At 43.8% G+C, this 22,780-nt stretch carries 21 protein-coding genes and 6 tRNA genes; 8 read left to right on the forward strand and 19 right to left on the reverse strand.

From position 1 onward, the window contains the following. Positions 1 to 168: 168 nt before the first annotated feature. The 4 genes from H0913_RS05445 to H0913_RS05460 form a co-directional block, all read right to left on the reverse strand. A complete protein-coding gene (locus H0913_RS05445) occupies positions 169 to 894 on the reverse strand; it encodes an amino acid ABC transporter ATP-binding protein (protein ID WP_036947670.1) in 726 nt (241 codons plus the stop codon). Continuing rightward, positions 891 to 1,571, reverse strand: coding sequence for a glutamate/aspartate ABC transporter permease GltK (gltK, locus tag H0913_RS05450; RefSeq protein WP_006660949.1), 681 nt, complete (start codon positions 1,569 to 1,571; stop codon positions 891 to 893). Before gltK ends, H0913_RS05445 begins: the two co-directional genes overlap by 4 nt. A 1-nt stretch (position 1,572) precedes the next feature. After that, a complete protein-coding gene (locus H0913_RS05455) occupies positions 1,573 to 2,313 on the reverse strand; it encodes an amino acid ABC transporter permease (RefSeq protein WP_006662330.1) in 741 nt (246 codons plus the stop codon). A gap of 114 nt (positions 2,314 to 2,427) precedes the next feature. Beyond that, positions 2,428 to 3,321 carry an amino acid ABC transporter substrate-binding protein gene (locus H0913_RS05460; protein WP_154604617.1) on the reverse strand — a complete coding sequence of 298 codons (894 nt, stop codon included), beginning with the start codon at positions 3,319 to 3,321 and terminating at the stop codon, positions 2,428 to 2,430. Positions 3,322 to 3,842: 521 nt separating this feature from the next. On the opposite strand from H0913_RS05460, the gene H0913_RS18970 reads away from it, so the two are divergent. Genes H0913_RS18970 through H0913_RS05475 form a run of 4 tightly spaced genes read left to right on the forward strand, consistent with a single transcriptional unit; the run spans position 3,843 to position 7,615 of the window. Beyond that, the gene (locus H0913_RS18970) at positions 3,843 to 4,256 is read left to right on the forward strand and encodes a metal resistance protein (RefSeq protein WP_420720238.1); all 414 of its coding nucleotides are present in this window, start codon (positions 3,843 to 3,845) and stop codon (positions 4,254 to 4,256) included. A gap of 47 nt (positions 4,257 to 4,303) precedes the next feature. Further along, positions 4,304 to 6,382: a protein-disulfide reductase DsbD family protein gene (locus tag H0913_RS05465; protein WP_181478113.1), complete on the forward strand. Its 2,079-nt coding sequence runs from the start codon at positions 4,304 to 4,306 to the stop codon at positions 6,380 to 6,382. Further along, the gene (locus H0913_RS05470; protein WP_154604619.1) at positions 6,379 to 7,107 is read left to right on the forward strand and encodes a DsbA family protein; all 729 of its coding nucleotides are present in this window, start codon (positions 6,379 to 6,381) and stop codon (positions 7,105 to 7,107) included. Before H0913_RS05465 ends, H0913_RS05470 begins: the two co-directional genes overlap by 4 nt. A gap of 7 nt (positions 7,108 to 7,114) precedes the next feature. Beyond that, positions 7,115 to 7,615, forward strand: coding sequence for a protein disulfide oxidoreductase (locus tag H0913_RS05475; protein ID WP_181478114.1), 501 nt, complete (start codon positions 7,115 to 7,117; stop codon positions 7,613 to 7,615). 66 nt (positions 7,616 to 7,681) lie between these two features. Here H0913_RS05475 and H0913_RS05480 read toward each other — a convergent pair whose 3' ends face one another. Continuing rightward, the gene (locus H0913_RS05480; protein WP_154604621.1) at positions 7,682 to 8,395 is read right to left on the reverse strand and encodes an NUDIX domain-containing protein; all 714 of its coding nucleotides are present in this window, start codon (positions 8,393 to 8,395) and stop codon (positions 7,682 to 7,684) included. Between the two features lie 171 nt (positions 8,396 to 8,566). On the opposite strand from H0913_RS05480, the gene H0913_RS05485 reads away from it, so the two are divergent. Both H0913_RS05485 and H0913_RS05490 read left to right on the forward strand, forming a co-directional pair. Next, entirely contained in the window at positions 8,567 to 9,589 is a 1,023-nt protein-coding gene (locus H0913_RS05485) for an SPFH domain-containing protein (protein WP_154638172.1), read from the forward strand. Then, positions 9,586 to 10,509, forward strand: a complete 924-nt coding sequence (locus tag H0913_RS05490; protein WP_154638171.1) for a sugar kinase — start codon at positions 9,586 to 9,588, stop codon at positions 10,507 to 10,509. The genes H0913_RS05485 and H0913_RS05490 overlap by 4 nt, the downstream gene beginning before the upstream one ends. A 64-nt stretch (positions 10,510 to 10,573) precedes the next feature. Here the strand turns inward: H0913_RS05490 and lnt are convergent, their stop codons facing one another. The 5 genes from lnt to miaB all read right to left on the reverse strand — a co-directional run bounded on the left by lnt (position 10,574) and on the right by miaB (position 16,167). Further along, a complete protein-coding gene (gene lnt / locus H0913_RS05495) occupies positions 10,574 to 12,109 on the reverse strand; it encodes an apolipoprotein N-acyltransferase (RefSeq protein ID WP_154604624.1) in 1,536 nt (511 codons plus the stop codon). Continuing rightward, entirely contained in the window at positions 12,109 to 12,993 is an 885-nt protein-coding gene (gene corC / locus H0913_RS05500) for a CNNM family magnesium/cobalt transport protein CorC (protein WP_036947644.1), read from the reverse strand. The genes lnt and corC overlap by 1 nt, the downstream gene beginning before the upstream one ends. Before the next feature lie 190 nt (positions 12,994 to 13,183). Continuing rightward, a complete protein-coding gene (gene ybeY / locus H0913_RS05505; RefSeq protein WP_132494232.1) occupies positions 13,184 to 13,651 on the reverse strand; it encodes an rRNA maturation RNase YbeY in 468 nt (155 codons plus the stop codon). Next, on the reverse strand, positions 13,652 to 14,650 hold the full coding sequence (locus H0913_RS05510) for a PhoH family protein (RefSeq protein WP_225577265.1): 999 nt from the start codon (positions 14,648 to 14,650) through the stop codon (positions 13,652 to 13,654). It abuts the gene before it with no gap. Between the two features lie 86 nt (positions 14,651 to 14,736). Then, complete coding sequence (gene miaB, locus H0913_RS05515; protein ID WP_036947639.1) at positions 14,737 to 16,167, reverse strand: tRNA (N6-isopentenyl adenosine(37)-C2)-methylthiotransferase MiaB; 1,431 nt, start codon at positions 16,165 to 16,167, stop codon at positions 14,737 to 14,739. Between the two features lie 337 nt (positions 16,168 to 16,504). On the opposite strand from miaB, the gene ubiF reads away from it, so the two are divergent. Then, positions 16,505 to 17,692, forward strand: coding sequence for a 3-demethoxyubiquinol 3-hydroxylase (gene ubiF, locus H0913_RS05520; protein WP_154638186.1), 1,188 nt, complete (start codon positions 16,505 to 16,507; stop codon positions 17,690 to 17,692). Between the two features lie 76 nt (positions 17,693 to 17,768). On the opposite strand, the gene H0913_RS05525 is transcribed toward ubiF, so the two are convergent. Further along, positions 17,769 to 18,149: a winged helix-turn-helix transcriptional regulator gene (locus H0913_RS05525; protein ID WP_181478115.1), complete on the reverse strand. Its 381-nt coding sequence runs from the start codon at positions 18,147 to 18,149 to the stop codon at positions 17,769 to 17,771. Positions 18,150 to 18,248: 99 nt separating this feature from the next. Between H0913_RS05525 and nfsB the strand changes: the two genes are divergently transcribed. Continuing rightward, positions 18,249 to 18,902, forward strand: a complete 654-nt coding sequence (nfsB, locus tag H0913_RS05530) for an oxygen-insensitive NAD(P)H nitroreductase (protein WP_181478116.1) — start codon at positions 18,249 to 18,251, stop codon at positions 18,900 to 18,902. A 58-nt stretch (positions 18,903 to 18,960) separates the two neighbouring features. Here the strand turns inward: nfsB and H0913_RS05535 are convergent, their stop codons facing one another. From H0913_RS05535 to nagC, 8 genes are all read right to left on the reverse strand, one after another. Next, positions 18,961 to 20,304: a dicarboxylate/amino acid:cation symporter gene (locus H0913_RS05535; RefSeq protein WP_154604628.1), complete on the reverse strand. Its 1,344-nt coding sequence runs from the start codon at positions 20,302 to 20,304 to the stop codon at positions 18,961 to 18,963. A gap of 378 nt (positions 20,305 to 20,682) precedes the next feature. Further along, a tRNA-Gln gene (locus H0913_RS05540) sits at positions 20,683 to 20,757 on the reverse strand. Positions 20,758 to 20,772: 15 nt separating this feature from the next. Continuing rightward, positions 20,773 to 20,849: transfer RNA gene (locus H0913_RS05545), tRNA-Met, on the reverse strand. 48 nt (positions 20,850 to 20,897) lie between these two features. Further along, positions 20,898 to 20,972: transfer RNA gene (locus H0913_RS05550), tRNA-Gln, on the reverse strand. A 52-nt stretch (positions 20,973 to 21,024) separates the two neighbouring features. Then, a tRNA-Gln gene (locus H0913_RS05555) sits at positions 21,025 to 21,099 on the reverse strand. A gap of 32 nt (positions 21,100 to 21,131) precedes the next feature. Next, positions 21,132 to 21,216: transfer RNA gene (locus H0913_RS05560), tRNA-Leu, on the reverse strand. A gap of 7 nt (positions 21,217 to 21,223) precedes the next feature. After that, positions 21,224 to 21,300 (reverse strand) — tRNA-Met (locus H0913_RS05565). 254 nt (positions 21,301 to 21,554) lie between these two features. Further along, positions 21,555 to 22,778 carry a DNA-binding transcriptional regulator NagC gene (gene nagC, locus H0913_RS05570; RefSeq protein WP_154628697.1) on the reverse strand — a complete coding sequence of 408 codons (1,224 nt, stop codon included), beginning with the start codon at positions 22,776 to 22,778 and terminating at the stop codon, positions 21,555 to 21,557. Positions 22,779 to 22,780 lie beyond the last annotated feature (2 nt).

The following is a 22,780-nucleotide window of genomic DNA, read 5'->3' on the forward strand; positions in this document are numbered from 1 at the left end:
TTTGTTCGCAATTTTATTTGAACTTAGAACACGTTAGATAATTTTTTAAGAGATTTCAAGCGCAGAAAAGTGACAATCAAAAAAACGAGGTGAATTTTGTGCGGGTAAGAAACGTTGAGGGAAAAGTTGCAAAAAGCCCTGTCGGACTTTCTGCAACCTAAAGCGAGATTAATGTAAGATTTTTGCCAGAAAATCTTTCGCGCGGTCTGATTTCGGATTAGCGAAGAAATCCTCTTTTTTACTATCTTCGATGATTTTCCCTTCATCCATAAAAATCACACGGTTAGCCACTTTTTTCGCAAAGCCCATTTCGTGTGTTACCACCATCATGGTCATACCTTCATTCGCTAACTCCACCATAACATCCAGCACTTCGTTGATCATTTCTGGATCGAGGGCAGAAGTTGGTTCATCAAACAGCATGGCAATCGGATCCATACACAGCGCGCGAGCGATAGCGACACGTTGCTGTTGACCACCAGAGAGCTGCGCAGGGAATTTATTGGCATGGCTCGCCAATCCCACACGCTCCAGTAATTTTAAGCCTTTAGCTTCAGCGGCTTTTTTGTCGCGATTTAACACTTTAACTTGCGCTAATGTTAGGTTCTCAATAATGGAAAGGTGAGGGAACAGTTCAAAGTGTTGGAACACCATGCCGACTTTTGAGCGCAGCTTCGCAAGGTCAGTTTTTTTGCTATTAACTTGGATATCGTTAACGAAAATTTCACCCTGTTGAATTGGCTCCAACCCATTTACTGTTTTTATTAATGTGGATTTACCAGAACCAGACGGCCCGCATACAACCACAACTTCGCCTTTTTTGACTTCAGTTGTGCAATCTGTGAGCACCTGAAATTGGCCATACCATTTCGATACATTTTTCAGGGTAATCATGAAACAGTCCTTTTCTTAAGATAATTCACCAGCATTGAAGCGCCGAAACTGAAAATAAAGTAGATGAGTCCCGCAAAGAGTATCATTTCGACTTGCGTACCGTCACGCTCACCAATATTGGTCGCGGTTCTGAAGAAGTCGGTTAGCCCAAGAACATACACTAAAGAGGTATCTTGGAATAATACAATACCTTGGGTCAGCAATAATGGCACCATCGCTCTGAATGCTTGCGGTAATACGACTAAACGCATGGTTTGCATTTGGGTCATACCTAAAGCGAGGGAGGCGCTTGCCTGACCTTTCGAGATACTTTGAATACCTGCACGGATAATTTCAGAGTAGTAAGCCGCTTCAAAAAGACAGAAGGCTACCACTGCGGATATTAAACGAATATCATTTTTTGGTGATAAGCCTAGAACATTTTGTAATATGTTAGGCACAACTAAATAGAACCAAAACAGTACCATAACTAATGGAACTGACCGGAAGGTGTTGACGTAAAAGGCCGCCAGCCAACGCAGTGGCTTAATGCTGGATAAACGCATAACGGCGAGTACGGTTCCCCATAAAATCCCAACTACAATGGCAGCTGCCGTAATTTTGGCTGTGATAATAAAGCCATCCACTAAGAATGGGATGCTTGGCTCAATGGAACTCCAATCAAATTGATAAGCCATCTTAGCGTCCTCCTAGTGTGCCGGGTAAGCGCACTTTGCGCTCAAGCAAGCTCATTAGCAGCATAATAATCAAGTTGATACCGACATATGCGAGCGTGATTGCTGTAAAAGATTCCCAAGCATGGGCGGAGTAATCGAGTAATTTTCCTGCTTGTGCCGCCATATCCACTAACCCGATAGTGGATGCGATAGCAGAGTTTTTTACCAAGTTCAGCATTTCCGAAGTCATCGGTGGTAAAATGACGCGATAAGCATTCGGTAGCAGTACATAGCGATAGGTTTGTGGCAGAGTTAGCCCCATCGCAAGCGCGGCATTACGTTGCCCTCTTGGTAGAGATTGAATGGCAGCACGAACTTGCTCAGTCATTCGCGCAGCCGTAAACAAGCCAAGGCATAGCATGGAAGAGAGGAAAAACTGGTAGTTAGGATCTAACTCCATTTTAAACCAATCTCCGATGGATTGTGGTAGCAGTTCAGGGATCACTAAATACCAAGTGAAGAACTGAACAATCAGCGGAACGTTACGGAATAATTCAACGTAAGCAGTCCCTAAAAAGGCTAAAAAGCGATTAGGTACTGTGCGTAAAATACCGAAAAATGAGCCAACTAGAAAGGCGATGATCCAAGCGCAGATGGATAGCGTGACAGTGACTTCTAGGCCAGATATTAGCCACCCTAAATAGGTGGTATTCCCAAATGGGGCATTCTCAAGGAATATCCCCCAGTTCCAATTAATTGACATAATATGACTTCCTGTGGGCAATTTGATTGTCCCGAATACCGCAATAAGAGAAAGCAAGGCGGGAACGACCGCCTTGCGACTCCTACTTCAGTAACACCCTGTTTGTCTTTTTTATTAGTTTAATGCTTTATCGTTTGGTGATTTGAACAGCGCTTTCATTTCATCAGATAACGTAAACTTCAGATTCAGGTTCTTCGGTGGGATTGGTTGATTAAACCAGCGGTCGAATGATTTTTCCGCTGCGCCAGATTTTTGTGCAGTTGAGATAGTTTCATCAACTAATGCTTTGAATTGTGGGTCATCTTTACGCAGCATACAGCCGTAAGCTTCTTCAGTTTGCGGTTTTGCTACGATTTCCCAGATATCCGGTTGTTTCGCTTTTGCGCGCTCACCAGCTAATAGGGCATCATCCATCATAAAGGCAACCGCACGACCAGATTCTAAAGTACGGAATGAGTCACCGTGGTCTTTAGCACTGATAATGCGCATCTTCATGTTTTTCTCATCATTTAACTTATTCAGGATCACTTCTGATGTGGTTCCTGAAGTTACAACCACATTTTTGCCAGCTAAATCAGCAAAGTCTTTGATACCGGAGTCTTTTTTCGCCAGCAGGCGAGTTCCGACCACGAAAATAGTATTAGAGAAGGCAGCTTGCTTTTGTCTCTCTAGGTTATTTGTTGTGGAGCCACATTCGAAATCAAATGTGCCGTTTTGCAGTAATGGAATACGGTTCTGCGAGGTGATAGGGATCAATTTCACCTGTAAATCAGGCATATTGAGTTTCTTTTTCACTGCATCAACAATGAGGTTGGAATAGTCTTGTGAGTAGCCAACAACTTTCTGATTATTATCATAGTAAGAGAATGGCACTGATGATTCGCGGTGACCCACGACAATCACACCGTTATCTTTGATTTTTTTCAGAGTACCGTTTAATTCTTCTGCTTGAACTGCGCAGGTTGCACCCAAAAGCATCATTGTTAAAACAAGCTTGCTAATACGCATAATTACAGCTCCTTTAGAACATCGGTGTCAATCCGCCATATTTCGAGGTGTGTGTTTTAACGATACATTGCTCGATTTATTTTGGTTTTGTGGTGTTGTGTTTGCAGATGTTTCGTGAGGTTTTCATCATGACACGATCATCGGCTGTATGTTTTATTATTGTTAAAAAGTAATTAAAAAATATGTGTTTTGAAAACAAATTGTTTTAAATTCGGGAGCTGTCTCGCATATTATTTAGGCAGCTGTGAACTGCGACACCAATAAAGAGACAAACTGCCGAAACTCGACTATCGTGCACCGAAAGTGTGCAAAATAGTTTCGTTTTGCTATTTATTAAGTAAGTAGCAAGTTCTGTGCCGCTTTTCGGATAAAATGCAAAAAATAGTGAATTTTATAGATGAGAACTGTTTGTAAAGTTAGATGATGGTGCTTGTGTTGCTTATTTGCCTGTGTAAGATGTAACCTGTTATTAACTTAATTAGCTAATTATTGTGAATTCAGGAAGATAATCTGAGACAGACATGACGAGGTCGATGAAGCTAGGTAAAGGATTAGTGCTGTTTGCCTGTCTGATGGTGTTGATTTGTATGAATCAAAGAGCCGTCGGGGAGCGTCTATTCGCCTCAATGTTGACATCTACTTCGACACAAGCTTCTGCGGTAGCGAATCAAATCCAGCTTTCCTCAGAGCATTATCTTTCTGATATAAATGAACAAAATAGCAAGCCCGTTAAACTTTCAACGTGTGAATTAAGTTCCAAATCACTCCTTACTCTTGTTCCTGCTGTGATAGAGCCTCTCTTTTTTATATTTCTTTCTTTAGCGGCATTCGCTATCTTTTGCACTAGGCTATTTATATATAGAGCAAACCGTGAAGAGAGCCATTCCCCACCTGGCGTTCGGCGTCATCTACAATTCTGTAATCTTCGGGATTAGAAAGCCGCGGCTTATTGTTCGTCGCTGTTATTTATTCTGGAGGGATCATGCGTTTTTTTATTAATGCGTTAATTGTTTTATTCACTGTATTTTCTAGCAGCTTACAGGCTGCGGATACAGGCTGGTTGCAACCTGCAAACACGGGTTTTATGACCGCAAACACACCGAGCCATGTGCAGGTTCGCTTGCTGAGCTCTGCACAAAAAGAGGGCAAGGTCGATATTTTACTGGATGTAAAACTCGATGATGGCTGGAAGACTTATTGGCGCTCACCGGGAGAAGGGGGCGTTGCTCCAGAAATAAGCTGGTCGTCACCCGTCAAAACCGTGGAGTGGCTATGGCCCACACCGGGGCGTTTTGATGTCGCTGGCGTGTCGACACAAGGTTATATGGGAGACGTGGTTTTCCCTATTACAGTCACCAGCAGTGAGCATCTTGATAAATTATCAGGCACACTGACATTATCTACGTGCAGCAATGTTTGTATTTTAACTGACTATCCTTTTGAATTAGATCTCACTGAACCGGCTCCTGCGGATTTTAGCTGGGCATTTAATCAAGCAAAAGGCAGCGTGCCTGCAGCTAGTGGGCTTGTTGAACAGGCGCAATTTGGCTTTGCTGGCAATAAATTGACGGTAGAGTTACAAAAAGCCGCCGATAATACGTGGATTGACCCACATCTGTTTACCGATGTTGTGGATGGCGCGAGCCTTGGGGTTCCATCCCTAAAATATTCTGGCAACAAATTAACCGCCACCATTGATGTTAGCGATGACTGGGGCGGCGAAGCGCCTAATCTTGTGGGTAAAACGGTTTCATTTGTCGTAGCGGACGGTGAGTTATCTCAGCAAATTCATGGCAATGTCGTGCCTTATACCGGTTCTGCATCTGGGGATGACAGTGGGCACGCGCTGGGTTTATGGCAGATAGTTCTATTTGCGCTACTTGGCGGTCTGATCCTGAACTTAATGCCGTGTGTCTTGCCTGTACTGGCGATGAAACTCGGCTCTGTCTTATTGGTTCCTCAAGGTGAACAAAATACCATTCGTCGGCAATTCTTGCTCTCTTCATCGGGGATCTTGGTCTCATTCTGGTTATTAGCCTTGTTGATGACATTCTTGCGATGGGGTCAGCAGGTTGTTGGTTGGGGAATTCAGTTCCAAAGCCCGTGGTTTATTGGCTTTATGGTGCTAATTACGGCGCTGTTTACCGCGAATTTATTTGGGTTGTTTGAAATTAACCTAGGCAGCAAAGCAAATACACGCTTAGCCACTGCTGGTGGACAGGGTAATAGTGGGCCTTTCTGGCAAGGGGTCTTCGCGACACTCTTAGCTACACCTTGTTCTGCACCCTTTTTGGGCACGGCTGTCGCCTTCGCATTGGCTGCGCCGATGTCGCAATTGTGGTTGATTTTCACTGCATTAGGTATCGGGATGAGCCTCCCATGGCTTCTGATTGCGGCATTCCCTGTGATTGCGAAAGCGTTACCAAAGCCGGGAACATGGATGCTGAAATTGCGCGCTGTACTGGGCTTAATGATGTTGGTTTCTTGTTTATGGCTAATCAGCTTATTAATTCCCCATTTTGGTGCAATGACCGCGACCGTTATCGCCGTACTGTTTTTATTAATCTTAGTGTTATTTATTCTTAAGAATCGAGGAATACGCGCGGCAATTTTCCCATTCCTATTATTCTCGGCACTGGGGGCTGGGTTTGCTTGGATGGCGATAGACCAACAGCAAGGTCACCAAACGCTAGCTTCCGATAAGGTTCAATGGCAAACACTGTCTGAAGACGCAATCACACAAGCGCTGGCAGATAATAAACGTGTGTTTATTGATGTGACCGCAGACTGGTGTGTGACGTGTAAGGCGAATAAATATAACGTCCTACTTAATGACGAAATTCAGCACTTACTGAGTGAGCCGGATGTCGTCGCGCTACGGGGTGATTGGACAAAACCTTCACCGGAAATCTCGGCATTTTTGCAACGTCGAGGACAAGTAGCAGTGCCATTTAACCAGATTTATGGCCCTAATCTGACAGAGGGGAAAATACTGTCAACAATACTTGATCGTGAAACTTTATTATCAATTATGACTGAGGCCAAAGGAGCCGAAAAATGAAAAAGACGATATTAGCTGTTTTATTTTCCTCACTAGTATTAGGGGCCACAGCACATGCAGCGCCACTGACTGCCGACCAAGAAGCACAAGTTCGTAAGCTGGTACGCGATACATTAGTTGAGAATCCAGAGATCCTTGAAGAAGCGATTGTGGCTTTACAAGCGAAGCAAGGCGAAAAACAGCAAGCGCAAATGAAACAGGTATTAAAAGATCAGCATGATGCCCTGTTTAATGACCCGACTAGCCCACGCATTGGTTCGAAAGACGCAAAATTAGTCTTGGTAAACTTTACTGACTTTAACTGCCCATACTGCAAACGTTTTGACCCACTGTTAGAAGATATTGTGAAGAAAAACCCGGATGTTGCAGTTGTCATCAAGTACCTGCCATTTAAAGGGGAAACCTCGCTGGAATCTTCGCAATTAGCGATGACTTTATGGCAAGAAAATCCAAAAGCGTTCTTAGCGCTGCACCAAAAACTGATGGCGAAACAGGGTATGTTATCTGATTCAAATATCAAAGAAGCGCTGCAAGCAACCGGCAATGGTAAGTTAAAAGCGAGTGATAAGAGCCGTGCGGCTATCCGTAAAAACCTTGAGCTGGCTAATATGCTGGGCGTGAATGGTACGCCTGCGACGTTAGTGGGTGATGAAATGATCCCAGGCGCTGTAGATGCACAAGAATTTGAACGCATCGTGAAAGAACAGCTCAGCAAAGCGAAATAATGGCGTGATGGGGAGACTCAAAAAGTGGTCGAAAGAGCTTCTCGTATTAGCGGTGATTTTGGTGATCGCTTTTACGGTGATGGACTTTTGGCGTAAACCGCAAAGCCTTGCCCCCGTGTTATTAGAACCTCTCACCCTTGCAACGGGTGAGGTGGTTTCTATTGCTGAACTCAGCCAAAAACAGCCAGTATTAGTCTATTTCTGGGCAACATGGTGCGGTGTTTGCCGATTCACATCACCAACCGTTTCTGATTTAGCAAAATCAGGGGTTCCGGTGGTGACGATAGCGCTGCGTTCGGGGGAATCTTCTCGACTTTTAGCCGGAATGGAAAAAAAGGAATTAAATTTTCCTGTCGTGAATGATACCAACGGTCAGTTGGCTGCACAGGTTGGCGTGGCAGCAACACCGACCTTTATGATTATCAATAAAGGTGAAATGGTGAGTTTTACTTCTGGCTGGACGAGTTATCTGGGGCTGAAAAGCCGTTTATGGCTCGCTTCGTTTTAATTAAATGCCCTTGGTATCAGCATCAAGGGCATTTTTCTTATCAAACTCTAATCTTAAACTCTCTCATCAAAATTCGAGATTACGAATAAACCGATAGTCAGCCGATTGTGATTTTAAGCGATAAAGATTGGCTGGGCGCCCGCGTTCTTGGCGTTTTTCCCCTGTATCAATCAGTAAATCAGCTTGGTCTAAACGGCGGCGGAAAGATTTATTCTGTATGGCTTTGCCGATTAAAACCTCATGAACATGTTGTAGCTCGGCTAAGGTGAATACTTCCGGTAGCGCAAATCCCGGCACAATGGAATAAAGGGATTTCTGGCGTAAGCGTTCACGGGCTTGTAAATAAAGCTGGTAGTGATCGAAAGCCAGTGTCATGCCTTCAATTTCTTCAATGGAGGCCCATTTAACGGAATGAACACTTTCAATGTGCGCTTCGCAGGCTTGGTGAGCAATAAGTGCGGTATAGCAGACTGTTACGGACCAGCCTCGAGGATCTCGATCTGAATTTCCTACGGTACATAACTGCTCGATATAAGGAGGAACAACCCCCGTTTTCTCTTTTAATTTGCGATATACCGTATCGTCTAACGTAGCATCACAATTTTCATCAACGAACCCACCTGGTAACCCCCATTGACCTTTCTGCGGGTAATTAGCGCGCTCCACGAGCAGCACTTTTAAGGTGTTTTCATGATAAGTGAATAATACGGTATCCACCGTGAGCAAAGGAGTTAAATAATCTCGTCGATCATAATTAGATAAAAACTCTTTTTCTGTCATGTGATTAAGATCCTTTCCCCCGTTTTTAGTCTTGCGTTAAATCATACGCGAAAATTTATTTAGTGTCATTAAGACATTTAATTGTTGACTTGTTTGTGTCTATAGGACAATAATTATTTAAGGTCATAAAGACACTAATTGATTTCACAAAGACACTAAGTGGGGTAGACCATGTTAAATTTTAAATATTTCAAATCAGATTCATCGACATTCATTATTCAATCCATTAATGGTGCAGTACGTAAGCAAGGTAAAGGATTAAGTTTTTGGTATAACGCAGATAAAACGTCCATTGCGGCATTACCTTTGAACGCTCAAGAAGCGCCATTTATTTTTAATCTACAGACGGCGGATTTCCAAAGCTTACGTATTCAAGGGCAAATTTCATTTCAAGTGAAATACCCAGAAAAAACAGCGGATGTCTTGAATTTTAACCTTGCTCAAGATGGTAAATCTTATGCGTCAGAAGACCCGTTAAAGCTGAGTGATAGGGTGGTTCGTAGTGCGCAAACTGTCATCCAAGCAAAAACGCAAAGTACCAATTTGCGAGATGCATTACTCATGGGGCAACCATTGGTGATGTTGGTTTCTCAGCAACTGTCTGAGCATCCTGCTCTTGAATCGTTAGGTATAGAAATTTTGGATGTGGCGATCTCCGCTATTACACCATCCCCTGAAACGCTAAAAGCATTGGAGGCTCAAGCTCGGGAATCGATTTTGAAAGAAGCTGATGATGCGATTTATGCGAGACGCAAATTCTCCGTTGAGCAGGAAAGAACCATTAAAGAGGCTGAATTAGAAACGGATTTATCAGTACAAGCCAAACAGCAGCAAATCGAAGAAGCTCGGTTGGATAATGAGCGCACATTGCTGCGTGAACGTGCTGAAATTGAACAAGAAGAGTTGATCGCTCAGGTTAACTTGGAAGCTAAACGCAACGAGCTGGTGGCGCTAAGTGTTGAAAACCAACGTACTCAATCAGAAGCGGATGCTTATGCCATCGAAGCTAAAATGAAAGCGTATAGCCAATTGCCAGTGGAGAATTTGAAGGCGATGGCATTGGCGAAAATGAACCCAGAGCAGTTGATGGCGATGGCGTTTGAATCCTTGGCTCAAAACGCAGGTAAAATTGGTGAAATTAACTTCTCGCCAGATTTATTTGGTCAATTGATGAAAAAAGGAGCCAAACAATGAGCCAGCATGATGATGTTCGCTTTGTGTTGGTGATGCGTAAAACGCGCATGCAGGAGTTAATTGAGCGTTTCAATACCTGGTCGCAAGCAAAATTTTACCTTGAACATAATGATGTTGAAGTGAGTGATTACCTACTTGAACATGATGTGTATCAGCGGCAGTTAATCCAAGCCGAGTCGGTGCTAAAAGGGATAGGGCGCTTTCAATTACTGGAAAGAAAACTGTTACCTAGCTACCAGTTTTCAGCACGAGATATCGTGGTGGTCATAGGGCAAGATGGTTTAGTGGCAAATACCCTAAAATACCTTAATGGGCAGCCTGTGATTGCCATAAACCCGGAACCGACACGCTGGGATGGTAAATTACTGCCCTTTGAAATTGGGCAGCTATCGGATGTGGTGACGCGTACACTAACTGGAAAAGTGAATCAAAAATCCGTTACTTTTGCGCAAGCTACAACCAACGATGGGCAAACGCTATTAGCCGTTAACGACCTATTTATAGGCCCTAAAAGCCATACATCCGCACGCTATAGAGTGAAATGGCAAGGACAGCAAGAATTTCAATCGTCATCAGGGATTATTGTCTCGACAGGGTTGGGGTCGACGGGATGGTTTCAATCTATTATTGCTGGGGCTCAGGCGATAGCAGGGACTCACTCTCATCCGTTATCGCAGGGATTTGGTTGGGATGAAAAACGGTTACAGTTCAGCGTAAGGGAACCTTTTCGCAGCCGAATGACAGGAACGGAATTAGTGTTTGGTACCATTGAGCAAACCTCGCCATTACAATTAGAGTCTTTAATGCCTGAAAATGGCGTAATTTTTTCCGATGGTATTGAAGATGATTATTTGAATTTCAACGCAGGTTGTATTGCCTCAATTGGGATAGCAGAAACACAGGGGTTATTAATTGGTTAGATTAAAAAAATCCCCGAATCATCAATCGAGATGTCGGGGATTTTTAATCGGTTTAACGCATTAATTAATGGCGTTTTTGACGACGATTAAGGGTAAATCCGACAATACCGAATATAGCGACCATACCCCACATCGGCCAGTTACTCCAACGAGCATAAGGGGTTAATCCCGTTGTTGGTGTGACTTTTTCAGCCAGTACCGCATCTTGGAACTGTGGCAGAATACCTTGAATGGAACCATCCGCACTGATGACCGCCGTTACGCCATTGTTGGTGGCACGTAACAGTGGGCGACCGAGTTCTAATGAGCGCATTCTTGCCATTTGGAAATGCTGCCAAGGACCAATCGATTCACCAAACCAAGCATCATTTGAAATTGTCAGTAAGTAGTCACTGTCAGGTTTGAAGTTATCTCTAACTTGAGTACCCAGAATAATTTCATAGCAAATGGTTGCTGTTAGATGAATATTACCAATCGCTAATTGAGGCTGTTGATAATCTCCACGGCTAAAGCCCGACATTGGTAAATTAAAGAATGGCGCAAGCGGACGAAGTAAATCTTCCAATGGGACGAACTCACCGAATGGGACTAAGTGATGTTTGTTATAGCGATTCTTAGTTGGGTAGAGATACGGTTTTCTATCACCCAGAACAATGATGGAGTTATAGAATACCGAATCGCCATTGACCGGTTTTGCATCGACAGTACCTGTAATTAACCGCGTCTTAGTTTCATTCAGTAATGTGTCCAGCGCTTTGAGCCACGGCTGATTTTCCAATTCTACCACGGGAATGGCTGATTCAGGCCAAATAATCATATCGGCTTTGCCAATATAAGGGCTGGAAAGCTTGATATAGCGATCTTTGGTTTGCTGCAAAAAGCCTGCTTCCCATTTCATCGATTGAGGGATATTTCCCTGTACCAATGCCACTTCCATGGTTTTATCATTCAGAGGCGTGAACCACTGGACGTTTTTAGCTAACAGTGGAACCAGCAACAGCGCCGCCGCACAAACCAGAGGGATAAAACGGCGACGAATGACGGTCAGGACGAGTAAGCCGCTGATGCTAAATAGCAGCAGGGTTATCATCTCAACACCAAAAATTGGCGCTAATGATTTCATCGGCCCATCAATCTGGGTATAACCAAACTGCAGCCATGGGAAGCCAGTCAGTACCCAACCCCGCAGAAACTCAGTTACTTGCCATAGCGCGGGTGCCATCAACACTAGGCGCCAAACATTGGCATTGGGGGTGAGTTTATTGAGCAGCAGACCAAATAGGCCGGGGTACAGCGACAGATAGGCAGCCAGCAAGATAACGATAAATACGTTAACGGCATCCGGCATCCCGCCAAAATCGGCGATACTGACATACACCCAGTTGACGCCGCTGCCAAATAAGCCAAATCCCCACGCGAACGCGATAGCAAAAGCTTGCTTGGCGGTTCTGTGTAGGGTTAATAGCTGGAGAAAGAAAATAGAAAGGAGAGCGGCGGGCCAGAAGTCAAAAGGCGAAAAAGCCAGTGTACCACTGGCTCCGAATAGTAAAGCCAGCAGCAGGCGTAGCCACTGGCTTTGATAAGTAGAGGATAAGTTCATTAACTCTGTTCTTCATCCAAAGTAGGCACTGGGGCATCGTCAGGAATTTTTACTTGAAGCAGTAAAATTCGACGGCTATCCGCCATGGAAACTTTAAACTGATAGTTATCGATGGTAATGGTTTCACCACGGGATGGTAAGTGACCAAAGGCTTGCATCACTAAGCCCCCAACGGTATCTACCTCATCATCACTAAAATGCGTGCCAAAGGCGTCATTAAAGTCTTCGATTTGAGTCAAGGCGCGAACAGAGTACGAATGACGGCTCAGCTGGCGGATATCCACATCATCTTGGTCGTCATACTCGTCTTCAATCTCACCGACGATCAGCTCTAAAATATCTTCAATAGTCACTAAACCAGAGACACCGCCGAACTCATCAATAACGATGGCCATGTGGTAACGCTGGGAACGGAATTCTTTGAGTAAGCGGTCTACTCGTTTACTTTCAGGAACAACAACGGCCTGACGTAACACTTTATCAATACTGAATGGTTCTGCGTCGGTACGCATAAATGGCAGTAAATCTTTTGCCATCAATAGCCCTTCAATATGATCTTTATCTTCGCTGATAACAGGGAAGCGAGAGTGGGCAGAATCGATGATGACATCGAGGCACTCATCAAGGCTTTGGTTACGTTTTAAGGTAACAATTTGAGAGCGAGGGATCATGATGTCACGTACCCGCTGATCGGCAATATCCATGACGCCTTCCAGCATTTCACGGGTATCCGGGTCAATTAAATCGTTTTGTTCAGAATCACGAATTAATTCGACCAAATCATCACGGTTTTTAGGTTCACCATGGAAAAGTTGGTTTAACAATGCAAAAAAACCTTTCTTAGGCCCAGGGGTGTCACTACTCGAAGAGTTATCGTCGCTCATGGCGTTTAATTTATTATTCCTCAGTTAATTAGAAAAATCGCTAACCCATAGAGTTAGGTATGAATTGTTTAGCTTAAAACATTTTGTTTAGCGAAACAATTTATGGGTTAGCGTTGAAGCATATTCTTTACGTTTACAGACATCGTTTTACGTCTAAAAATGCTTGTTAACGTTAAAAATTATAGAGAGCTCACTCTTTTTCCGCAAGGTACGGATCGGCATAACCCATTTCTGCGAGGATCTCGGTTTCTAATCCTTCCATTTCTTCAGCTTCATCATCTTCAATATGATCATAACCAAGTAAATGCAGGCAACCGTGAACCACCATGTGCGCCCAATGTTCTTCTTCACTTTTTTGCTGCTCGGCGGCTTCTTGCTCCACCACTTGACGGCAAATAATTAAATCCCCTAACAGTGGAAGTTCCACTTCAGGTGGTGCTTCAAATGGAAATGACAGCACGTTAGTCGGCTTATCTTTTCCACGATAAGTCAGATTTAATTCATGGCTTTCGGCTTCGTCAACAATACGAATAGTGACTTCACTTTCAGCTTGAAACTTGGGTAATACCGCATTGACCCAGCGCTGGAACATCGCTTCAGAGGGTAAGCCGTCGGTATTTTCGCTCGCTATTTGTAAATCGAGAATAACATCGCTCATTTAGTGATTTTCCTGCTTTTCAAGCTCACGTTGTTGCTCTTTTTCTTCTTTCAATTGCTGGCGACGTTTGCTGTCTTGCTCTTCCCATGCTTCATAAGCCATGACAACTTTCGCCACTACAGGGTGACGCACCACGTCTTCGCTATGGAAGAAATTAAAGCTTAAGTCATCCACGTTCGATAACACTTCGATGGCGTGTCTTAAACCGGATTTGCTGCCTCTTGGCAAGTCGACCTGAGTGATATCCCCAGTGACGACAGCTTTAGAGTTAAAACCAATACGGGTTAAAAACATTTTCATCTGTTCGATGGTGGTGTTTTGGCTCTCATCTAAAATGATAAACGCATCGTTCAGTGTGCGACCGCGCATGTAAGCCAGCGGAGCCACTTCAATCACATTACGTTCAATCAATTTTTCAACTTTTTCAAAACCGAGCATTTCAAACAGCGCGTCGTATAGCGGGCGTAAATAAGGATCCACTTTCTGGCTTAAATCACCCGGCAAGAAACCCAATTTTTCGCCGGCTTCAACCGCTGGGCGGGTGAGCAGAATTCTGCGTACTTCTTGGCGTTCTAATGCATCGACGGCTGCTGCAACAGCAAGGTAAGTTTTACCCGTTCCCGCAGGACCAATCCCAAATGTAATATCGTGATCTAAGATATTGGCAATGTACTGCGCTTGATTTGGGGTACGAGGTTTGATCACGCCGCGCTTGGTTTTGATATTCACGGCTTTACCATAGTCAGGTACGCTTTCTGCGGATTGCTCAAGCACTCGGCTATCGACAATGGCAAGGTGAATATTTTCAGGATCAATATCAGGGATCACTCCGCGGATTGGCGCGGTATCAACGTACAGCTGGCGTAAAATCTTACTGGCAGCTTGGATATTAAGTGCTTTACCCGAAAGCTTAAAACGGTTGTCTCGGCGATTAATTTCAATGCCAAGACGACGCTCTAATTGCTTAATATTGTCGTCAAATGGCCCGCAAAGGCTCATTAAACGCTGATTATCTGCGGGCTCTAAAAAAATCTCTTGTGTTGCGATTTGCAAAGGTTTGTTATCGGTCACTGAGTATCCTATCTTTAGGGTTGGAAGTTACCAACGCCAAGTTCATCTTCTTTACGGGTACGTGCAATCACGGATTCTGGGGATTCATGAACACGCAGATCCATTTGATCTTCAGTACGAATTACTTTACCGCGTAAAGAGTTGGTATAAACATCGACGATTTCGACATCAACAAATTTACCGATCATGTCCGGAGTGCCCTCAAAGTTCACTACACGGTTATTTTCGGTACGACCTGAAAGCTCCATCACATTTTTACGTGAAGTGCCTTCCACTAAAATACGTTGCACTGTTCCCAGCATGGCACGGCTGAAGCTCATTGCTTGCTGATTAATGCGCTGTTGCAGCAGATACAGACGCTGTTTTTTCTCGTCTTCGCTAACATCATCCGGTAAATCAGCGGCTGGTGTACCCGGACGAGCTGAGTAGACGAAGCTGTAGCTCATATCAAAATTCACGTCAGCAATTAGCTTCATGGTTTTTTCGAAATCATCGGTGGTTTCGCCAGGGAAGCCAACAATAAAGTCGGAGCTGATCAGAATACCTGGGCGCGCTTCACGTAATTTACGGATAATCGCCTTATATTCCAATGCAGTATGCGCACGCTTCATCATGGTGAGTACGCGGTCAGAGCCACTTTGCACTGGTAAGTGTAAGAAACTTACTAGCTCTGGGGTATCGCGATACACTTCGATGATGTCATCGGTAAATTCGATTGGGTGGCTAGTGGTGAAGCGTACGCGGTCAATACCGTCGATAGAGGCCACTAAACGTAATAATTCGGCAAATGAGCAGATTTCACCGTCGAACGTCTCGCCACGGTAGGCGTTAACGTTTTGACCCAGTAAATTCACTTCACGCACGCCTTGCGCCGCTAACTGTGCAATTTCAAACAGGATGTCGTCACAAGGGCGGCTAACTTCTTCGCCGCGTGTGTATGGCACAACGCAGAACGTACAGTATTTGTTGCAGCCTTCCATGATAGAAACGAACGCGGTTGGGCCTTCAGCGCGAGGCTCTGGTAGGCGGTCGAATTTTTCAATTTCAGGAAAGCTGATATCAATAATTGGGCTGCGGTTACCTTGAATCTGGTTAATCATTTCCGGTAAACGGTGCAGAGTTTGCGGACCGAAAACGATATCAACGCAAGGTGCGCGCTGGCGAATAAAATCACCTTCTTGGGATGCGACGCAGCCACCGACACCAATGATGATGTCAGGATTTTTGTCTTTGAAGAATTTCCAACGACCAAGCTGGTGGAACACCTTTTCTTGGGCTTTTTCGCGGATCGAACAAGTGTTTAATAACAACAGATCTGCTTCTTCAGCAATTTCAGTCAGTTGATAGCCGTGGGTGCTTTCTAATAAAGAGACCATTTTAGATGAATCGTATTCGTTCATCTGGCAGCCCCAAGTTTTCATATATAACTTTTTATTTGTCGACATGTCGTGTATCCGGTGTTTTCGAGGTCTAAAATAGGGACTTCGAAACGCGTTGTAAATCCAAAGTCCTACCCTATGATGATGGGGAAATTCACCGCATTTTGATTAAGAACAGCGTTCTGTATTGGATTAAATGCAAAAATTACCCAGTAATAACATGCTAAAATAATATCATCACCAAATACTTAAGGGCAGGCTATTTGCCTATTGTTTTAAAGATTGACGAGTATTGTATTCATTTGAGGCATCAGTGACCAGAGCCCGAGCGTAGATATTGCCTGCGGGGGTAAGAATTTTTCGGTATACTAAATAAATCAAACAGTTAATAGTAGCTATCATGATGAATAAACTAACTGAATTTTATGATGTTGTTGTGGTTGGTGCGGGAATGACCGGCGCCGCAGCGGCATTAGGCTTCGCCCAAGAAGGGATGAAAGTGGCTTTACTTGAGAAAGCCCAGCCGACCGAGTTTGATGTGAGCAGTACGCCAGATGTGCGTATCTCTGCCATCAGCAGTGCTTCTATTGAATTGCTGAAGCAATTAGGGGCATGGAAACATGTAGAAGCGATGCGCAGTGCGCCTTATCGCGAATTAGAAACCTGGGAAGAGCCGGGCAGCAATGTGATTTTTGATGCCAAAAGTTTAGGCTTGCCTGAGCTTGGCTTTATGGTGGAAAACCGCGTTTTACAGTTGGCATTGTGGCGCGAATGCGAACAGTACAGCAATCTAGAATTAGTTTGCCCAGCGACGTTGGTGAATTTACATCAACCCCATGGGCAAAAACACTGGATGGTTGAGTTGGAAGATGGGCGTATTCTGGAAACCAAACTGGTGGTTGGCGCGGATGGCGCTAATTCTCAAGTGCGTAAAATGGCAGGTATTGGTAGCCGAGGCTGGCAATATCGTCAATCTTGCATGTTGATCACTATCCAAACGGATACGCCGCAACAAGACCGTACATGGCAACAGTTTTTCCCATCAGGCCCAAGGGCATTTTTACCGCTGTATGATAACTGGGCGTCCCTCGTTTGGTATGACAGTCCTGCCAAAATTCGCCGTTTGCAAAGTATGTCTATGGAGCAGCTCACAGGCGCTATCTCGGAAGCGTTTCCTGAACGGCTTGGTGCAGTAAAAGCTATCGCATCGGGTGCATTTCCGTTAACTCGTCACCATGCAAGCCGCTATGTGATGGATGGATTAGCGCTGATTGGTGATGCGGCACATACTATCAACCCGTTAGCAGGTCAGGGGGTAAACCTCGGTTATCGTGATGTGGATGTGTTATTGAAGGTCATTTACCAAGCGCGTGAGTGTGTTGAGGCATGGGAGTCTTTGGATGTGCTTAAGCGCTATCAGCGACGCCGTTTACCCGACAATCTAGTGATGCAGGCGGGGATGGATATTTTCTATATGGCTTTCAGCGAGAATTTACCGGGCTTGAAAATGCTGAGAAACTTTGGCTTGATGACCGCGCAACGTGCGGGCGAGGCGAAAAAATTAGCGTTAAAATATGCGCTGGGGCTGTAATCTAACCCATTGATGGTATTGAACCTATTTATTGTTATTTGTTACCCAGATAAGTTTCTGGGTAACTTCTTCATAATTACTCTTCTGTATTTACATCTTGCTCTTGCATATTTAATAGCGGGATCCCATATTTTTCTCCCCACTCTTGCAGTGCATTAATCACCGCACTTAAAGATTCACCCGCAGGGGTCATTGAGTACTCAACTTTGGGCGGCACTTCGGGATAGACATGACGAGTAATTAGCCCGTCACTTTCGAGTTCTCGTAATTGCTTGGTCAGCATGCGCGGTGTAATGAAAACTAATTTCCTTTTTATTTCATTAAATCGCAGCGTTTTTCCCTGTAAATGATACAGGATCACGCCTTTCCCTTTTCCTCCCATTAGCTCTAATGAGGCTTCTACAGGGCATCCATCGTAGGTGTAGTTTGTGTAGCGTCTTTTTTTGATAGTATCCATTTGTATAGTATATGCCATTAATGTGCGTACTTGTCTGTTTGTACTTTTAACATTAGGATGTTCAAAATTCAATACAGTTTATTTAACTTAGAGGATCCAATGAACTTAATTAATGTTTTAAATACCCGTTATGCAACGAAAAGCTTTGACCCGAATAAAACGATTTCTGATAAAACTCTGACTGAGATAAAAGCGTTGCTCCAATTAAGCCCTTCGAGTGTCAACGTGCAACCTTGGCATTTCTTGATGGTAAGTAGCCCTGAAGCAAAACAAAAAATCATCAATGCGACGGCAGGCGGGTACTCATTCAATGAGGAAAAAATTCGCAATGCATCTCATGTAATTGTGATGTGTGGAAAAACAGAGTTGCCTGAGGATTATTTACTGCATCTTTTAGATCTCGAAGATGAAGAAGGGCGATATCTGAAAAGCGAATTTAAAGAGCAGAATCATATGGCTCGTTCATTTTTTGTGAATTTACATAAGAATGAATTGAAGGATTTGCCGCATTGGATAGAAAAACAAGTTTACTTGAATATGGGAGCTTTATTATTAGGTGCGGCGGTTTTAGGGGTTGATGCCCTGCCGATGGAAGGTCTCGATTTTTCAATTCTTAATGATGAGTTTGGTTTGAATGAGAAAGGGCTAAATGCGGTGACCGTAGTTGCGTTGGGCTATAAAACCGAAGACGATTTTAATTCTGCATTACCAAAAGTGCGTCGTCCATTGAATGAAGTCGTGACTGAGCTTTAATTTATTGGATAAAAAATAAGCCGCAATTGCGGCTTATTTTCATTATAGGGGTAATCAATTATTTATTATTTGCGATATCGACAGAAGTCGTTGGTTGTACTGCATCTTCTTCCGTGATGATTGAATCTAAAGATTCACCTTTGGATGAGAATGCATGAGCCAGTTTTTCGGTATCCAACTCTTTTTCCCAACGCGCAACCACGATACATGCACAAGCGTTACCGACTAAGTTGGTCAGCGCACGGCACTCAGACATAAAGCGGTCGATACCCAGAATCAGTGCCATACCTGCAACTGGAATGCTTGGCACCACCATCAGCGTTGCCGCTAAGGTAATGAAGCCTGCACCAGTTACCCCCGCCGCACCTTTAGAGCTGATCATCGCAACTAACAGCAGGGAAATTTGCTCCCAAAGTGTTAATTCAATATTGGTCGCTTGAGCAATAAACAGTGCTGCCATCGTCATATAGATATTGGTGCCGTCGAGGTTAAATGAATAACCGGTTGGAATAACCAAACCTACAACGGATTTTTCACAACCCGCATGCTCCATTTTTCTCATTAAGCTTGGTAATGCAGCTTCAGAAGAAGAGGTACCCAGCACTAACCATAATTCATCTTTGATGTATTTGATCAGTTCAATAATCGAGAAGCCGTTATATTTTGCCACCGCGCCCAGCACCACCAAAATGAACAGCAGCGAGGTGATGTAGAACGTCATGATCAGCATCATTAAGTTGCCAATAGACGAAATACCGTATTTACCAATGGTAAATGCCATCGCACCAAATGCGCCGATAGGTGCCAGTTTCATCAACATAGCAACCATTTTGAATACTGGTTCAGAGAAGTTTTGCAGCAGTTTAACGATAGGCTCACCGTGTTTACCGGTTGCCGCCAATGCTAAACCAAAAATCACCGAAATAAACAGAACCTGCAGAATATTTCCGTTCACCAATGGGCTAATCACGGTGTCAGGAATGATATTCATGAAGAAGCCAACGATGGAAGACTCGTGCGCTTTTTCGACATAACCAGCAACTTTCGCATTATCTAAGGTTGCAGGGTCGATATTCAGTCCAGAACCAGGTTGGATGACGTTAGCGACGATTAAACCAATAATCAGGGCGATAGTTGAGAATGTGATGAAGTACAGCATTGCTTTACCAGCAACGCTACCGACGGCTCTCATGTTGGTCATGCCTGAAATACCAGTCACAACCGTTAAGAAAATGACGGGAGCAATAATCATTTTCACGATTTTAATAAACGCATCACCCAACGGTTTTAATGACTCTCCGATGTCTGGGAAAAAATGCCCAAGGGCAATACCGAGAGTGATGGCGACAATGACCTGCACATATAAAATTTTATATAGTGGTTGTTTTATTATGTTTCGCATAAGTTTTCTCTGTAAAAATATTGTGTTAGAGCAATTATAATTATTGGTTTTTTTACAACTGAGTTGAGATGGATTGGAAAGTTGGACTGATAATTTAAGACGAAAGGGGGCTTACGTATTACTAATCTAATCTAACTACAATTCGTCGCAAGATTACCACTTTATTTGGTTACATGAAAATGACTGACATCACACTTCCGATACAAAGGTTGCGTAAAGGTAAATGGGATGTGTTAAATGTTTTTTAAAAGGTTAAAAGAAAATTTAAAGGCAGGATGATAGTTTTAAAAAGCATTAAATAAATAACGCATTAAGTTTATTTACTTAATTTTTTAAATTGTTTTGAGAGTGTTTTTTGATGAAGAATACAAAAGAGGATGGCTGGGGTACCAGGATTCGAACCTGGGGATGCCAGGATCAAAACCTGGTGCCTTACCGCTTGGCGATACCCCAACAACAAGAAAGAAATGGTAGCTACGACGGGATTCGAACCTGTGACCCCAACATTATGAGTGTTGTGCTCTAACCAACTGAGCTACATAGCCATTGTATTTTCTTTACTGTGTGATTTTACTACTTGGTAGGATAATAGATGGCTGGGGTACCAGGATTCGAACCTGGGGATGCCAGGATCAAAACCTGGTGCCTTACCGCTTGGCGATACCCCATCCGAGAATATCTATTATTTATTTTCACTAAGAAAATTAATTGTTTTTAAGATGGCTGGGGTACCAGGATTCGAACCTGGGAATGCCAGGATCAAAACCTGGTGCCTTACCGCTTGGCGATACCCCAATCTTAAATTCAATTTTAACCGAGAAGGAAAATGGTGCGGGAGACAAGACTTGAACTTGCACACCTTGCGGCGCCAGAACCTAAATCTGGTGCGTCTACCAATTTCGCCACTCCCGCAAAGAAATGGTGGCTATGACGGGATTCGAACCTGTGACCCCAACATTATGAGTGTTGTGCTCTAACCAGCTGAGCTACATAGCCATCTTTTTTTGCTTAACCTTCATCGGCGTTGCGGGGCGCATTATGCTAATTACAGGCAAGACAGTCAACAGCTTTTTGCACTATTTTTTAGAAAATGCGTCTGTTTGTTTGATGAATAATCATTTTGTCGATAAAGCCAGCAAAAAACAACCCCGAATTTGAAAAAATGTGATTTGTTATTATTAAGATGGTTAAAAATCACACTGGGATTTATTGCGCTATTTTGCTGTTTACCGATAAGAAAGAGCGCAAAGTTAACTTTCTAATAATCTTTGGAGCAATTCGCCGTTTAACATGGCGCGTTTTGTCAGTGCAAATGCACCAATTGCTGAATTATGAACCAGTTGCGAGGTGACAATCGGTAAGTTTTCACGGAAACCTTTTAACGCTTGGGTATCAATGCAGCTTTGAATGGCAGGTAATAGAACCTGCTCAGCTTCAGTAATGTCTCCGGCGATCACCACTTTTTCAGGATTAAACAAGTTAATGGTAATGGCGATAGCTTTACCAATTTGGCGTCCGACGTGTTGGATAACCTCGGTTGCCAGCGGGTCGCCTTTGTTTGCGGCTTGGCAAATATGGGTAATTGAACTGGTTTCAGGGGTTAATTGGCTCGTATAGCCCTGTTCTAAACGCTGCTTCACGCGAGCTTCAATGGCTTGGTTGGAGGCGATGGTTTCTAAACAACCAAAATTACCGCAATGGCAAAGCTCACCTAGTGGGTCAACTTGGATATGCCCAATCTCCCCAAGATTACCTCGATGATTAAGAAGGATCTCTTTATTAACGACTAAACCCGCTCCAGCGCCTCTGTGGATGCGTACAAGAAGCGAGTCCTCACAATCTTGGGTGGCTCCGAAATAGCTCTCAGCGAGGGCGAGGCTGCGAATATCGTGCCCAACATAACAGGTGAGATTGAAATGCTGCTGTAGGTTATCAATCAACTGCCAATTATCCACTTTAATATGTGGCATATAGTGGACAATTCCAGAGTGCGGATTGACCAACCCTGGCAATATCACCGAAATAGCAATCAATTCACGGATACGTCGCTGGTGCAGCGAGATAAAATCTTCAAGTGCTGCAATCAGTTTCTGTTCAACGATTTGCTGAGTAGGTTCTGTAATAGGGTAGTGGCCGTCTGCCAGCATTTTACCGCTAAGGTCATACAGGGCGATTGTGGCATCGTAACGGCCCAAGCGCACACCGATGGTATGGAAATGTTTGTATTCGGAGACGATGGATATAGCGCGACGGCCTCCGGTGGAGGCCTGCTGGTCTACTTCTTTAATTAAACCGCGTTCGAGTAACTGACGAGTGATTTTTGTGACACTCGCTGGCGCAAGTTGGCTCTGTTCCGCTATCTGAATTCTCGATATCGGTCCTTGTTGATCAATCAGGCTGTAAACGACAGCACTGTTGAGTTGTTTTACGAGATCAATATTACCAATTTGCTTTAGCGAGTGGCTTTGATTCATCA

Source organism: Providencia rettgeri, from assembly GCF_013702265.1.
GTDB classification, from domain to species: Bacteria; Pseudomonadota; Gammaproteobacteria; order Enterobacterales; family Enterobacteriaceae; genus Providencia; species Providencia zhijiangensis.